Origin of the sequence: Lentibacillus kapialis (assembly GCF_014646635.1) — a bacterium.
In the GTDB taxonomy this organism is placed as follows: Bacteria; Bacillota; Bacilli; order Bacillales; family Amphibacillaceae; genus Lentibacillus; species Lentibacillus kapialis.
In genome coordinates this window covers 1-12566 of sequence record NZ_BMNQ01000015.1, presented here as the reverse complement: position 1 = coordinate 12566, position 12566 = coordinate 1, and the positions used below count along the sequence as shown (strand labels likewise).

General features: G+C 42.5%; 19 protein-coding genes. 17 read left to right on the top strand and 2 right to left on the bottom strand.

Annotated elements, in window-relative coordinates:
* Window positions 1–23: 23 nt before the first annotated feature.
* The 16 genes from rplO (at window position 24) to rpsI (ending at window position 10401) form a co-directional block, all read left to right on the top strand.
* A complete protein-coding gene (gene rplO, locus IEW67_RS07425) occupies window positions 24–464 on the top strand; it encodes a 50S ribosomal protein L15 (protein ID WP_188632432.1) in 441 nt (146 codons plus the stop codon).
* On the top strand, window positions 464–1756 hold the full coding sequence (secY, locus tag IEW67_RS07420) for a preprotein translocase subunit SecY (RefSeq protein WP_188632431.1): 1293 nt from the start codon (window positions 464–466) through the stop codon (window positions 1754–1756). The genes rplO and secY overlap by 1 nt, the downstream gene beginning before the upstream one ends.
* 33 nt (window positions 1757–1789) lie before the next feature.
* Window positions 1790–2434 carry an adenylate kinase gene (locus tag IEW67_RS07415; RefSeq protein WP_188632430.1) on the top strand — a complete coding sequence of 215 codons (645 nt, stop codon included), beginning with the start codon at window positions 1790–1792 and terminating at the stop codon, window positions 2432–2434.
* Window positions 2435–2588: 154 nt separating this feature from the next.
* Window positions 2589–2909 carry a KOW domain-containing RNA-binding protein gene (locus IEW67_RS07410; protein ID WP_188632429.1) on the top strand — a complete coding sequence of 107 codons (321 nt, stop codon included), beginning with the start codon at window positions 2589–2591 and terminating at the stop codon, window positions 2907–2909.
* A complete protein-coding gene (gene infA, locus IEW67_RS07405) occupies window positions 2902–3120 on the top strand; it encodes a translation initiation factor IF-1 (protein WP_010529010.1) in 219 nt (72 codons plus the stop codon). Before IEW67_RS07410 ends, infA begins: the two co-directional genes overlap by 8 nt.
* A 37-nt stretch (window positions 3121–3157) precedes the next feature.
* Entirely contained in the window at window positions 3158–3271 is a 114-nt protein-coding gene (gene rpmJ, locus IEW67_RS07400) for a 50S ribosomal protein L36 (protein WP_068446074.1), read from the top strand.
* A gap of 24 nt (window positions 3272–3295) precedes the next feature.
* Window positions 3296–3661, top strand: a complete 366-nt coding sequence (gene rpsM / locus IEW67_RS07395; RefSeq protein WP_188632428.1) for a 30S ribosomal protein S13 — start codon at window positions 3296–3298, stop codon at window positions 3659–3661.
* Between the two features lie 21 nt (window positions 3662–3682).
* Window positions 3683–4075, top strand: a complete 393-nt coding sequence (gene rpsK, locus IEW67_RS07390; protein ID WP_188632427.1) for a 30S ribosomal protein S11 — start codon at window positions 3683–3685, stop codon at window positions 4073–4075.
* A gap of 216 nt (window positions 4076–4291) precedes the next feature.
* Window positions 4292–5236: a DNA-directed RNA polymerase subunit alpha gene (locus IEW67_RS07385; RefSeq protein ID WP_188632426.1), complete on the top strand. Its 945-nt coding sequence runs from the start codon at window positions 4292–4294 to the stop codon at window positions 5234–5236.
* 128 nt (window positions 5237–5364) lie between these two features.
* Window positions 5365–5718: a 50S ribosomal protein L17 gene (gene rplQ / locus IEW67_RS07380; protein ID WP_188632425.1), complete on the top strand. Its 354-nt coding sequence runs from the start codon at window positions 5365–5367 to the stop codon at window positions 5716–5718.
* Between the two features lie 184 nt (window positions 5719–5902).
* Entirely contained in the window at window positions 5903–6742 is an 840-nt protein-coding gene (locus tag IEW67_RS07375; protein WP_188632424.1) for an energy-coupling factor ABC transporter ATP-binding protein, read from the top strand.
* Window positions 6718–7590 carry an energy-coupling factor ABC transporter ATP-binding protein gene (locus tag IEW67_RS07370; RefSeq protein WP_188632423.1) on the top strand — a complete coding sequence of 291 codons (873 nt, stop codon included), beginning with the start codon at window positions 6718–6720 and terminating at the stop codon, window positions 7588–7590. Before IEW67_RS07375 ends, IEW67_RS07370 begins: the two co-directional genes overlap by 25 nt.
* A complete protein-coding gene (locus IEW67_RS07365; protein ID WP_188632422.1) occupies window positions 7583–8383 on the top strand; it encodes an energy-coupling factor transporter transmembrane component T family protein in 801 nt (266 codons plus the stop codon). The genes IEW67_RS07370 and IEW67_RS07365 overlap by 8 nt, the downstream gene beginning before the upstream one ends.
* Window positions 8384–8559: 176 nt before the next feature.
* Entirely contained in the window at window positions 8560–9321 is a 762-nt protein-coding gene (gene truA / locus IEW67_RS07360) for a tRNA pseudouridine(38-40) synthase TruA (RefSeq protein ID WP_188632421.1), read from the top strand.
* 229 nt (window positions 9322–9550) lie between these two features.
* Entirely contained in the window at window positions 9551–9988 is a 438-nt protein-coding gene (rplM, locus tag IEW67_RS07355) for a 50S ribosomal protein L13 (RefSeq protein WP_188632420.1), read from the top strand.
* 20 nt (window positions 9989–10008) lie between these two features.
* The gene (rpsI, locus tag IEW67_RS07350; protein ID WP_188632419.1) at window positions 10009–10401 is read left to right on the top strand and encodes a 30S ribosomal protein S9; all 393 of its coding nucleotides are present in this window, start codon (window positions 10009–10011) and stop codon (window positions 10399–10401) included.
* 148 nt (window positions 10402–10549) lie between these two features.
* Here the strand turns inward: rpsI and IEW67_RS07345 are convergent, their stop codons facing one another.
* Together IEW67_RS07345 and IEW67_RS07340 are read right to left on the bottom strand one after the other, a co-directional pair.
* Entirely contained in the window at window positions 10550–11572 is a 1023-nt protein-coding gene (locus IEW67_RS07345; protein ID WP_188632418.1) for a tyrosine-type recombinase/integrase, read from the bottom strand.
* A 134-nt stretch (window positions 11573–11706) separates the two neighbouring features.
* The gene (locus IEW67_RS07340) at window positions 11707–11877 is read right to left on the bottom strand and encodes an ImmA/IrrE family metallo-endopeptidase (protein ID WP_229671695.1); all 171 of its coding nucleotides are present in this window, start codon (window positions 11875–11877) and stop codon (window positions 11707–11709) included.
* 121 nt (window positions 11878–11998) lie between these two features.
* Between IEW67_RS07340 and IEW67_RS07335 the strand changes: the two genes are divergently transcribed.
* A complete protein-coding gene (locus tag IEW67_RS07335) occupies window positions 11999–12481 on the top strand; it encodes a transposase family protein (RefSeq protein ID WP_188632417.1) in 483 nt (160 codons plus the stop codon).
* Window positions 12482–12566 lie beyond the last annotated feature (85 nt).

Genomic DNA, 12566 nt, shown 5'->3' with positions numbered 1-12566 from the left:
AAAGCGTAAGAGGAGGTGCACACATGAAACTTCATGAATTAAAGTCATCGGAAGGAAGCCGCAAAAAGCGTAACCGTGTTGGCCGCGGAATGTCCTCTGGCAGCGGCAAAACATCCGGAAGAGGTCATAAAGGGCAAAAAGCACGTGAAGGCAGCAGCACACGTCCTGGTTTTGAAGGTGGCCAAATGCCTTTGTACCAGCGTCTGCCAAAACGCGGATTTACCAATGTCCACCGCAAGGAATTCGCTATTGTGAACCTGGATGCTTTAAATCGTTTTGAAGAGGGCACAGAAATTACACCTGAGCTATTACTTGAAGAAGGTGTCGTCAGCAAACCGAAATCAGGCATTAAAGTGCTTGGAAAAGGCAATGTTGAAAAGAATTTCACTGTAAAAGCTCACAAGTTCTCTGCTTCTGCCAAAGAAGCAATCGAGGCAGCGGGCGGTAAAACAGAGGTGGTTTAATGTTCCGTTCTATCTCCAATTTAATGCGGGTAGGTGATATCAGGCGGAAGATTATATTCACCCTGTTAATGCTGATTATATTCCGCCTTGGTACATTTATTCCAGTGCCTTATACCAATAAAGAAGCAATCGATTTTATGAACCAGCAAAATGTTTTCGGCTTTCTGAATACATTTGGTGGTGGGGCGCTAAAAAACTTTTCTATCTTCGCGATGGGAATCATGCCTTATATTACAGCATCTATCATCATGCAGCTTTTGCAGATGGATGTTGTGCCAAAGTTCACCGAGTGGAAGAAACAAGGTGAAATGGGCCGTAAAAAGATTGCACAAGTTACACGCTATGGAACGATAGCACTGGCATTTGTTCAGGCTATTGCCATGTCGATTGGCTTTAATGCATTGGCCGGGGGGATGCTGATCAGCGAACCAAATATATGGAAGTTTGTGATCATTGCTATTGTATTGACAAGTGGAACGGCTTTTTTGATGTGGCTGGGTGAACAGATCACAGCAAATGGTGTCGGCAATGGTATTTCCATTCTTATTTTTGCTGGTATTGTTGCGGCGGTACCCAATGGTGTGAACCAATTATATAGCCAGTACTTCGTTGATGCCGGTGATGAATTGTTCATTAATATCGTCATTGTTGTATTAATAGCACTGGTAGTGGTGGCAGTCACTGTTGGGGTTATTTTTATCCAGCAGGCACTGCGCAAAATTCCAATCCAGTATGCTAAAAAGCTTGTCAACCGTTCACCGGTTGGCGGTCATTCAACACATTTACCTTTAAAGGTTAATGCAGCAGGCGTTATCCCGGTCATTTTTGCTATTGCATTTATTATTGCGCCTCGAACGATTGCAGGACTCTTTGAAGGCAATGAAATAGCAGCAACAGTCGAATCCTTATTTGATTACACCCAACCAGTCGGGATGGTAATTTACGTTGGCTTGATTATTGCTTTCACTTATTTCTACACGTTTGTCCAGGTTAATCCTGAGCAAATGGCAGAAAATCTGCAGAAGCAAGGCGGATATATTCCAGGTATACGTCCCGGCAGAAATACAGAGACTTACCTTACGCGTGTAATGTACCGTTTAACATTTGTGGGATCGCTCTTCCTAGCAGCGGTTTCTGTCCTGCCTATTATATTAGGAGGTCTGGCAAATCTGCCACAAGCAGTACAAATCGGCGGCACAAGCTTATTGATCGTTGTGGGTGTTGCCCTGCAGACGATGAAACAACTTGAAAGTCAGTTGGTGAAACGGCATTATAAAGGCTTCATTAAATAAAGCATGCTGCCAATGAGAGCGAGGGAAAAACTGTTGAATTTAATCTTGATGGGTCTGCCCGGTGCCGGCAAGGGCACACAGGCTGATAAAATAAATGAAACATATCACATCCCGCATATTTCAACAGGAGATATGTTCCGTTTAGCGATAAAAGAAGGAACTGAACTGGGCCAGAAAGCTAAAGAATATATGGACCAGGGAGCGCTTGTTCCGGACGATGTTACAACAGGAATTGTAAAAGAACGCCTGGGTAAAGAGGACTGCAAGGATGGTTTCTTGCTGGATGGATTTCCGAGAACCGTTGCACAGGCAGAAAGCTTACAAACGTTATTAGAGGAAATGGGTGAATCCATTGATTACGTCCTGCACGTAGAAGTGCCGGAGGACGATTTAGTGGAGCGTCTCGCGGGCCGCAGAATTTGTCCGACGTGTGGAGCAACTTATCACGTCACGCATAATCCACCACAAAAAGAGGGGATATGTGACAATGATGGAACTGAATTGATTCAACGCGAAGATGATCAGGCTGAAACCGTGAAAAACCGTCTAAGTGTTAACTTGGAACAGATGAAGCCACTGTTGAATTTCTATCATCATAAAGGATGTCTTGTTAAAATTGATGGTGACCAGGAAATCGATCAGGTCTTTAAAGATATCCAATCAGCAATCAAATCATAAATTCTCGGCTGTGTACTGGATAGATGCAAACAGGCGAACAAGTCGGTATAATGAATGCCGTAGATATTTATGACTGGTTCAACAGTTATAAAACCGAGGGACCCACAACTGGAGGCGTTTGTTGTAAAATAAGCCTAAGTGAAGGTGATCGTTGTTGAACGAAGCTGATTCAATTCCGCGAATAGGTCAAGTTGTTCAGATTCTGCAAGGACGTGAAGCAGGGCAATATGCGGTGGTGCTAAAATTGATTGATGACCGGTATGTTCTGCTTGCAGATGGGGAAAAACGTAAATATGATCGGCCAAAGAAAAAGAATCTGCATCATATTGAAGTTATGGATTATATATCTCCGGAAGTCCAAAACAGCCTTCTAGAAACTGGTCGTGTCACAAATGGTAAATTACGATTTGCCATAACGAAATTTATCAATGAAGTTGTGACTGATTTGAAGAAGGGAGATCAACACGATGGCTAAAGACGATGTTATTGAAGTGGAAGGTACCGTGACCGAAACATTGCCAAATGCGATGTTTAACGTGGAGCTGGAAAACGGCCATACAGTATTGGCTCACGTTTCCGGCAAAATTCGTATGCATTTCATCCGCATTTTACCTGGTGATAAAGTGACGGTAGAACTTTCACCATATGATTTAACGAAAGGACGAATTACGTACCGTTATAAATAGACTCGCGTGAGCTCCGATATAAAAGGAGGTAAAATTGATGAAAGTCAGAGCATCTGTAAAACCTATCTGCGAAAAATGCAAAATCATCAAACGTAAAGGTAAACTAATGGTGATTTGCGATAATCCGAAACACAAGCAAAAACAAGGCTAATAAATAAGGAGGTGCTAGACACTTATGGCACGTATAGCAGGTATTGATATTCCACGTGATAAACGTGTAGTGATCTCACTAACCTATATTCACGGTGTAGGAAAAAGCACTGCCCAAGAGATTCTTAAAGAAGCAGGCGTTTCCGAAAACACACGTGTGCGCGACCTGACTGAGGATGAATTAAGCAGCATCCGTAAGGCAATCGGCGAGTATTCGGTTGAAGGTGACCTTCGCCGTGATACATCCCTCAATATTAAGCGCCTGATCGAAATCGGGTCCTACAGAGGAATAAGACATCGCCGCGGTTTGCCATTGCGTGGTCAGAAGACAAAAAACAACTCACGTACCCGCAAAGGTCCGCGTCGTACAATGGCTAATAAGAAAAAGTAATGTAAAGGAGGGTAAATATCTATGGCACGCAAACAAACGACAGCACGCAAGCGCCGTGTGAAAAAGAATATTGATACGGGTGTTGCACATATCCGTTCAACGTTTAATAACACGATTGTCACCATTACAGATGTCAAAGGAAACTCAATCGGATGGAGCTCTGCAGGTGCGCTGGGTTTTAAAGGTTCCCGTAAGTCTACACCGTTCGCTGCGCAAATGGCTGCTGAAACAGCTGCCAAAAACGCAGTCGATCATGGTATGAAATCGTTGGACGTAACGGTTAAAGGCCCTGGAGCCGGCCGTGAAGCTGCAATTCGTTCATTGCAGGCAGCCGGATTGGATGTCACAGCTATTCGTGACGTAACACCGGTCCCTCATAATGGCTGCCGCCCGCCAAAACGTCGTCGTGTATAGTGATCACCGTATAGATATTTGTCACGTTGTCTATAATGGGTTATGATAACTAAAAGTATAAAACGAGATATACGATTCTTTTAAGTGAACCTGACAGCAAGACAAATTCAATAGTGTTTTAGTGCAGAAACGCCAACTGCCTATTTGGGGAATTTCGGTTGGGCATGATCAAATGTCTGACCGGGGTTTCGACGTTTTAAAGGAGGCTTTTATAGAATGATCGAAATTGAAAAACCGGGAATCGAAACGGTAGAGATCACCGATGATGCTACATTTGGGAAGTTCGTCGCCGAACCGCTTGAACGTGGATATGGTACTACTTTAGGAAACTCCTTGCGTCGTATCCTGCTATCCTCACTTCCGGGTGCTGCTGTTACATCAGTTCAAGTTGATGGGGTTCAGCATGAGTTTTCAACAGTCGAGGGTGTTGTTGAAGACATGACAACCATCATTTTGAACTTGAAAAAGCTCGCATTGAAGATTTACTCTGATGATGTTAAAACGTTGGAGATCGATGTGCAGGGTGAAGGGAAAGTTACGGCTGCAGACTTAACTTACGACAGTGATGTAGAGGTGCTGAATCCCGATCTGCCGATTGCTACAATCAACGGCAATGGTACATTGCATATGAAGATAACGGCAGAGCGCGGCCGCGGGTATCGTCCGGCTGAGGCCAATAAACATGATGAACAGCCAATTGGTGTTATCCCGGTTGATTCTATTTTCACACCAGTTTCACGTGTAACGTATCAAGTGGAGAACACACGTGTAGGGCAAGTGACAAACTATGATAAGCTGACAATGGATGTATGGACAGATGGCAGCATCCGCCCCGAAGAAGCGGTATCATTGGGAGCAAAGGTGTTTAATGAACACCTTGATATCTTCATCAGCTTAACAGACGAAGCTAAAAATGCAGAAATAATGGTTGAAAAAGAAGAAGATCAAAAAGAGAAAGTCATGGAAATGACCATTGAGGAACTTGATTTGTCTGTAAGATCCTACAACTGTTTAAAACGCGCCGGAATCAACACTGTTCAAGAACTGGCAAATAAATCCGAAGAAGATATGATGAAAGTACGCAACCTTGGTCGCAAATCGCTAGAAGAGGTCAAAGAAAAACTGGCGGATTTAGGTCTGGGTTTGCGGGATGATGACTAGTATTACAAAAACGGTAGCACCCAGTTAGCGACATGCGGAGACAAAGAAAGTTACGCTAATCGCTGGACCTGGAACTAACGTGGTTAAATTACACCTTAAGACTTTCGGTAAAAAGGGAGGGATAGTCCATGGCCAGAAAATTAGGACGTAAAACAGATCATCGCATGGCAATGCTGCGTAATCTTGCTTCTGATTTGATTATCCATGAACGTATTGAAACAACAGAAGCAAAGGCGAAAGATTTGAAGTCAATAGTCGACAAAATGATAACGCTGGGCAAACGTGGTGATGTTCATGCGCGTCGTCAAGCAGCTTCTTTTCTTTATGATCAAGAAGCAAATGAAGATGAAACAGTTATCCAAAAATTGTTTGATGATGTTGCAGCACGCTATGAGGACAGACAGGGCGGATACACACGTGTCCTTAAGCTCGGGCCTCGCCAGGGTGATGGAGCAAAAATGGCAATCATCGAACTTGTTTAATGCAGGCGATATGATAAGGGCAGGACAGAATCTCTCGACGAGGTTAATCCCGGCCCTTTTTTTGCACGTAAAGAATGATGGGATGATTGGGTAACGGAGCATGGCCTAACAATCGGGTTAGTTAGGTTTCAGCAAACCAATGTCCCGCCCGGGGTTGTAAACCCGAGGGAGATGAGGAGCGAATATGCGACATAAAATAGTCGAGTTTAGACATGTATCATTCAGATACGGAGAAGAGCATCCCTGGGTACTGAAAAACTGCTCGTTTGCAATATATGAAAATGAGGCGATTGCCATCATCGGTCATAATGGGTCGGGCAAGTCAACGATTGCGAAATTGATGAATGGACTGCTTTTCCCACAGGAGGGCGAAATTGTCATTAATGGCCGTTCGGTAACGCAGGATTCAATTTGGGATATCCGGAAAGATGTTGGAATGGTATTTCAAAATCCCGATAATCAATTTGTCGGCACTACGGTACAGGATGATGTTGCCTTTGGAATGGAGAACCGTGGTATCGAACGTGATGAAATGGTCAGGCGCATTGACAATACGTTATCGGCCGTTGGAATGCAGGAATACCGATTGACAGAGCCGCACAAACTTTCCGGGGGGCAAAAGCAGCGTGTGGCGGTTGCCAGTGTACTGGCAATTTTTCCGCAGATTCTGATTTTGGATGAAGCCACCGCAATGCTGGATCCCCGAGGCAGAACTGACATTATGAAAACCGTCACACGTGTACAGGACCAGCGTCATCTTTCATTGATTACAATCACGCACGACCTTCAGGAAGTTGTACAGGCTGAACGGGTAATTGTCATGAATGAAGGCGCGATTTGGGATGAAGCAGCACCCCGGGATATTTTTGCAAAAAAGGCGGAACTCCGCCGAATTGGTTTAGATATTCCGTTTGTTGCGGCTTTATCTGAAGAGTTGCGTAAAGCAGGCATTCCGATTAATCGTGAGGCGCTAAATCACGAAGAGCTGCTGGAGGAACTATGGACATCACATTCAATAATGTAAGTTATATTTACCAGAAGAATACGCCTTTTGCCCATAAAGCGATTGCAAACCTGTCCTTTTACATTCCATCCGGTACTTTTACAGCTGTTATCGGTCATACCGGTTCCGGGAAGTCCACGTTAATCCAGCATTTGAACGGTTTGGTGCGTCCAAGTGAAGGCGAAGTGATGATTGGGAATTATCGGTTAACACGTGATGAAAAACCGGACAACATGAGAATGCTGCGCAATCGTGTCGGCGTTGTTTTTCAGTACCCGGAGCATCAGTTATTTGAAGAGACGGTCAAAAAGGACATAGCCTTTGGTCCAAAAAATTTCAATGTTTCACAAGACGATATTGAAAATCGAGTGCGTGAGATAACTTCTCAAGTAGGGCTGCCGGAAGAATTGCTCGGTCGGTCTCCATTTGACCTGAGCGGCGGACAAATGCGGCGTGTGGCTATTGCCGGTGTACTCGCTGCAAAACCGGACGTACTTGTGCTGGACGAACCGACAGCAGGTCTTGATCCACGAGGGCAGCATGAGATGATGGACATGTTTACTGATATGCACAAACAGCAGGGACTAACGACTATTCTTGTCACACACAGTATGGAAGATGCTGTTAAATATGCTGATCATGTGATTATTTTAAACGAAGGCGCAAAGTATATGGAGGGAAGGCCGGAAGAAGTTCTGACACAGCGGGAAGCACTGCATCACGTTCAGCTGGATGTACCGGAAATGGTGCAGTTCATTAATGCTTTTTCGGAAAAATTCGGTCAAAAAATCCCTTATCACCGACAGTCTGAAGCTGAACTTGCCAGCGAAATTCGCCAAGTTCTGAAAGGGGCCGGAAAAGATGAATAATGCGTTGATCATCGGTCAATACGTACCCGGTGAATCGCTTGTTCACCGGCTGGATCCAAGAACCAAGATCACCGTTATTTTTTTCTTTGTCTTCATCGTTTTTTTAGCAAATTCGGTTATCAGTTACAGTGTCTTAATTGCTTTTGCGCTGACAAGCATGTTCACGACTCGAATACCGATTCGCTACATTTTAAAGGGGCTTATGCCCGTTTGGTTTTTGATCATATTCACTTTCATATTGCATTTGATTGTCACGAATAAAGGTACAGTATTAATTGATATACTTGGATTCAGTATTTATTCGGGCGGAGTCATTCAGGGATTTGCCATATCTATAAGATTTTTCCTGTTAATATTGATCACCTCATTGCTGACACTAACCACGACACCGATTGAAATCACCGATGCGATCGAAGACATGCTGGATCCGTTGAAAAAGATACGGTTTCCTGTTCATGAACTGGCGCTGATGATGTCTATTTCACTGCGATTTATCCCGACACTCATGCAGGAAACAGATAAAATTTCGAAGGCACAGGCATCACGTGGCGTCGATTTTCGGACGGGACCATTAAAAGAACGAGTGAAAGCTGTTGTACCTCTCCTTGTTCCGCTGTTTGTCAGTGCGTTCAAACGGGCAGAGGAGCTGGCAATGGCTATGGAAGCCCGGGGATACCAAGGTGGTGAAGGCCGCACGAAACTGCGGGAATTAAAACTGGGCAAACGTGATCTCATTGTTTTTATATTATTTATGATTATTACAGCTGCATTATTTTTGACAAGAAATTATTAAAAGCACGATTTCAAGAAGAGGATGAAAATGACCGCGGAATTCGAGACGGCGTAGTTTTGAGTGGCGGAATGTATGGCTGTAGATACACAAGTTGTGGGGAAATAAGCCAATGACGGCAGTCGATGTGTCATTTTTATCGGATTTCTTAAAAAACCGCGAGGGAGGACTGGGAATGTATGGCTAAAATCAAATGTGTCATTAGTTATGATGGTACAAATTTTTCGGGCTTGCAGATCCAGTCCCGGGAGCGCACAATACAAGGCGAACTCGAAAAAGCATTGGCAAAGATTCATAAAGGAGTATATGTGAAGGTTCACCCGTCAGGTAGGACTGATAAAGGTGTCCATGCAAAAGCCCAGGCAGTTCACTTTGAATCTGATTATAACCTGTTGCCAGGTGAGTGGAAGCGAGCTCTTAATGCTATGCTGCCACCAGACATACATGTGAATAAAACTGAAGAAGTCTCTCCCTCATTTCATGCCCGTTTTGATGTGATGGAAAAGGAATACCGATATTATATTTTAAATGAGTCAGAACCGGATGTATTTAAACATTACTATGTTTATCAATACCCGCATACTTTAGATATTGTTAAAATGCAAGAAGCAGGTATATACTTCGAAGGCACACATGACTTTACCACATTTTCCTCAGCAAAAGCCAGTGTCAAAGGGAGCAAAGTCCGCACGTTGCTGGAAGTCTCCTGTCACCGCGACGGGTCTTGCATAGAATTTGTTCTCAGAGGACATGGCTTTTTATATAATATGGTCCGAATTATTGTCGGGAGTCTTCTTGAGGTGGGTCGAGATAAATTGACTCCGGAAGAAATTCCGTATTTATTCGAACAAAAGGACCGGCAAATGGCTGGTGATACAGTGCCACCACAAGGTTTATACCTTTGGAATGTACGGTATGAGGAAACAGAGAACAGCCAATAATAGACAATTTTCATCATTTCCCGGGAAATGATGAAAAGATATAGCAATTTTTAATGAGAATGTTAAAACCGTCCTATAATAATCCTCGTAAAACTTGACATTCATACGGTTGTAGTATATGATGATTTGTGGTATTTTATTTGAACCACGATTAGCCCCGGAAACTAATTGTGATGATATATGAAAAACGACTTTTGAAATGAATTGATTGAAATTGGAGGGAATGACCATGCGCACAACTTTCATGGCCAATGAAAATAATATCGAACGCAAATGGTTTGTTGTGGATGCTGAAGGCAAGCGTCTCGGACGTTTATCAAGTGAAGTTGCTGCAATCCTGCGCGGGAAGCATAAACCGACTTACACGCCACATGCTGATACCGGCGATCATGTCATTATCATCAACGCTGACAAAATTGAGCTAACCGGTAAAAAATTGACTGACAAAATGTACTATCGTCATTCAAACTACCCAGGTGGACTAAAAGCACGCTCTGCAAATGAGATGCGCTCAAAGTACCCTGTACAAATGCTTGAAAAAACGATTAAAGGCATGCTCCCTAAAGGTCCTTTGGGAAGAAAAATGGGTAAGAAATTGCACGTATACAGAGACGCTGAGCATAACCATCAAGCACAAAAACCAGAAGCATACGAACTTCGCGGTTAATAAAAAGGAGGTCATTCAATTTGGCACAAGTACAATATTACGGCACCGGACGCCGTAAAAGATCAACTGCACGTGTCCGCCTTGTTCCAGGCACAGGCCGTGTTCTAATTAACAAACGTAATGCAGAAGACTACTTCCCATATGAAACGCAACGTATTATTTTAAATCAGCCGCTGAAGGCTACTGAAACAGAAGGCACATACGATGTGCTGGTTAATGTTGACGGGGGAGGATTTACCGGACAGGCCGGCGCTATCCGTCATGGGATTGCCCGTGCACTGCTGGAAGCAGATCCCGAGTACCGGGCAACCCTTAAGCGTGAAGGCTATCTGACACGTGACTCCCGTGCGACTGAGCGTAAGAAATACGGTCTTAGAGGCGCACGCCGTTCACCACAGTTCTCAAAACGTTAAGAAATCAATTTTCACGAATCCCCCAGCCGCCTGTGGTTGGGGGATTCTACTATATATGCGTTGCTTTAAAAATAGGTAAAAATTCACACATAATATACAAGTAATATACGAGTAATATACAAAAACTTAAAGAGAAAAACAGTTCTTCTCATAGCTTGTCAATAGCTATGAGAAGCTGTTCTATGTCTTTATGTGTATAGACTTTGTCTGTGATATCTTTAGATGCATGTCCCATTATTCGCTTAATGGACAATTTATTGGCATCAACATTATCCATGAGTGTTGCAAAGGTGTGACGACAATCATGGGGTTTATGATTCATTTCTAACTGTTCCATAACTTTTTTCCATCTTTCGTGGTAATACGTATAGTAACTCATTTTATTTCCCTCATGATTTACGATTAAGTATTCGTTTTTCGGATCCATTCGAGCATCAAAAAGCGAATGTATTTTCTTATGGATAGGCACCACTCTATTTGTTCCAGCTTCTGTTTTAAAACCACCACGAAAATATCTTTCTTCAAGATAGATGTTTGTATTTTTTACCTCCACAAGCTCACCAGGACGTAATCCAGTATAGATCATGATGAGAACGGTATCGATATCATCCAAACGATGGACATTGTTCCATAATTTATCAATTTCATCGATTGAAAACGGCTTGCGTGAGCTTTTGGAATCATTTTTCGGTAGTTCTACAAATCTTGAATAATCCTTTTGAATTAAATCATTTTCCATTGCGTATTTATATAATTGATTGAACAAGACTTTGATTTTCCTTTTCGTACCATGTGATCTCTCACAGTTGTCAATTACTGATTGTAGATGCGACTTTTTGATATTAACAAATTTCATGTTATGAAGGGCTTCTGCTTTTTTAAATGATGCAGTGTATCCAAGCACATTAGACTTTGAAACTTTAGGAAACTTCTCTTTAGAGAACCTTTCAAAAATTTCAGCAAAAGTGATTTTACCAGCAGAAAGGTCATATGGGTTACTGTTATAATCAGCTAATGCAATCATTGCTTCCTGTCTTGACGTATAGTAACCGAGGTATTCAAACTTTTGTTTTCCGTTATTATCCCAACCGGTTGTAATTCTTACAGCAAATGGTTTTCTTCGTTTCCCAGACAATTTGAAGATTGAACCATAGCCATTTGGGTTTTTCATAATCATACCATCTTTAATTGTGGTTGTAGTAACTAATGTAATTTCAATTGGCATTAAATTCAATTACTAATATAACTGAAACAGAATATAAGTTCTGTTTCTCGGTATAAAAAAATAGTACAACATTGTACGTTTTAATCTATATGGTCAATTTTTTTCAAGTGACACACCTCTTCTGGAACCCCAAATTTCTGAGCCACTTCTTTTATTGTAACTCTTGTATCACTAAATTCATAAATAAATTCATCTGGGAGTAGTTCGACTGCAAATTTATTCGCTTCTAACTCAATTTTGTGGCTCTTCATTAAAATCTAAGGCTGACATTTAAGGTTATTTATGGTAGTAATTCCAAATAAATGAAAAAACACCTGTAACCCTGCTATAGTGGAAATACAGAACAAAACGCACAATAGCGAGGTGTTACAAGTGTATTGTCACTATATCAATAAATTATTAAATATTCCAGAGATTCATGTTAACGATATGACATTTGATGACCGAGAAGACGTTGTATACTTCCAGGTGGAACCTGTCCAATTTGTTCAAGCATGTCCCTGTTGCGGCAGTCCTTATGTCAAACGAAACGGAACGCCCTACAAGCGCCAAGTCCGCCATTTGCCACTTATGGAGTGGCGAACAATCCTTTTAGTACCATCTATCAACATGACATGTATGGATTGTGATGCGCATTTTGTTTGGCAGTACGATTTCGTTAAACCCAAAAAACAATATACCCAAGCTTTCCAGGAAAAGCTGATACAACAGGGCCTTGGTACGACTATCCAAGCGATGGCGAGTTTTCAGTCTGTACCTTATGCAACGGCTGAAAGATATTATAAACGTGGCCTTGCAATCCAAAGTAACAACAAACACACAGGCAACGTGTATTCAGGATGCTATGGCGCGTGATCAGCTGGTTTTGGGCATTGATGACTTTGCGGTTCGCAAGGGACACACCTATAATACCGGTATTCACGATTTAAAAGGCGGAAGT

Bases quoted from the DNA above. Each gene is read 5' to 3' on its own strand.
- rplO (WP_188632432.1), top strand. From the start codon at position 24: ATGAAACTTCATGAATTAAAGTCATCGGAAGGAAGCCGCAAAAAGCGT.
- secY (WP_188632431.1), top strand. From the start codon at position 464: ATGTTCCGTTCTATCTCCAATTTAATGCGGGTAGGTGATATCAGGCGG.
- infA (WP_010529010.1), top strand. From the start codon at position 2,902: ATGGCTAAAGACGATGTTATTGAAGTGGAAGGTACCGTGACCGAAACA.
- rpmJ (WP_068446074.1), top strand. From the start codon at position 3,158: ATGAAAGTCAGAGCATCTGTAAAACCTATCTGCGAAAAATGCAAAATC.
- rpsM (WP_188632428.1), top strand. From the start codon at position 3,296: ATGGCACGTATAGCAGGTATTGATATTCCACGTGATAAACGTGTAGTG.
- rpsK (WP_188632427.1), top strand. From the start codon at position 3,683: ATGGCACGCAAACAAACGACAGCACGCAAGCGCCGTGTGAAAAAGAAT.
- IEW67_RS07385 (WP_188632426.1), top strand. From the start codon at position 4,292: ATGATCGAAATTGAAAAACCGGGAATCGAAACGGTAGAGATCACCGAT.
- rplQ (WP_188632425.1), top strand. From the start codon at position 5,365: ATGGCCAGAAAATTAGGACGTAAAACAGATCATCGCATGGCAATGCTG.
- IEW67_RS07375 (WP_188632424.1), top strand. From the start codon at position 5,903: ATGCGACATAAAATAGTCGAGTTTAGACATGTATCATTCAGATACGGA.
- IEW67_RS07370 (WP_188632423.1), top strand. From the start codon at position 6,718: ATGGACATCACATTCAATAATGTAAGTTATATTTACCAGAAGAATACG.
- IEW67_RS07365 (WP_188632422.1), top strand. From the start codon at position 7,583: ATGAATAATGCGTTGATCATCGGTCAATACGTACCCGGTGAATCGCTT.
- truA (WP_188632421.1), top strand. From the start codon at position 8,560: ATGGCTAAAATCAAATGTGTCATTAGTTATGATGGTACAAATTTTTCG.
- rplM (WP_188632420.1), top strand. From the start codon at position 9,551: ATGCGCACAACTTTCATGGCCAATGAAAATAATATCGAACGCAAATGG.
- IEW67_RS07345 (WP_188632418.1), bottom strand. From the start codon at position 11,572: ATGAAAAACCCAAATGGCTATGGTTCAATCTTCAAATTGTCTGGGAAA.
- IEW67_RS07340 (WP_229671695.1), bottom strand. From the start codon at position 11,877: ATGAAGAGCCACAAAATTGAGTTAGAAGCGAATAAATTTGCAGTCGAA.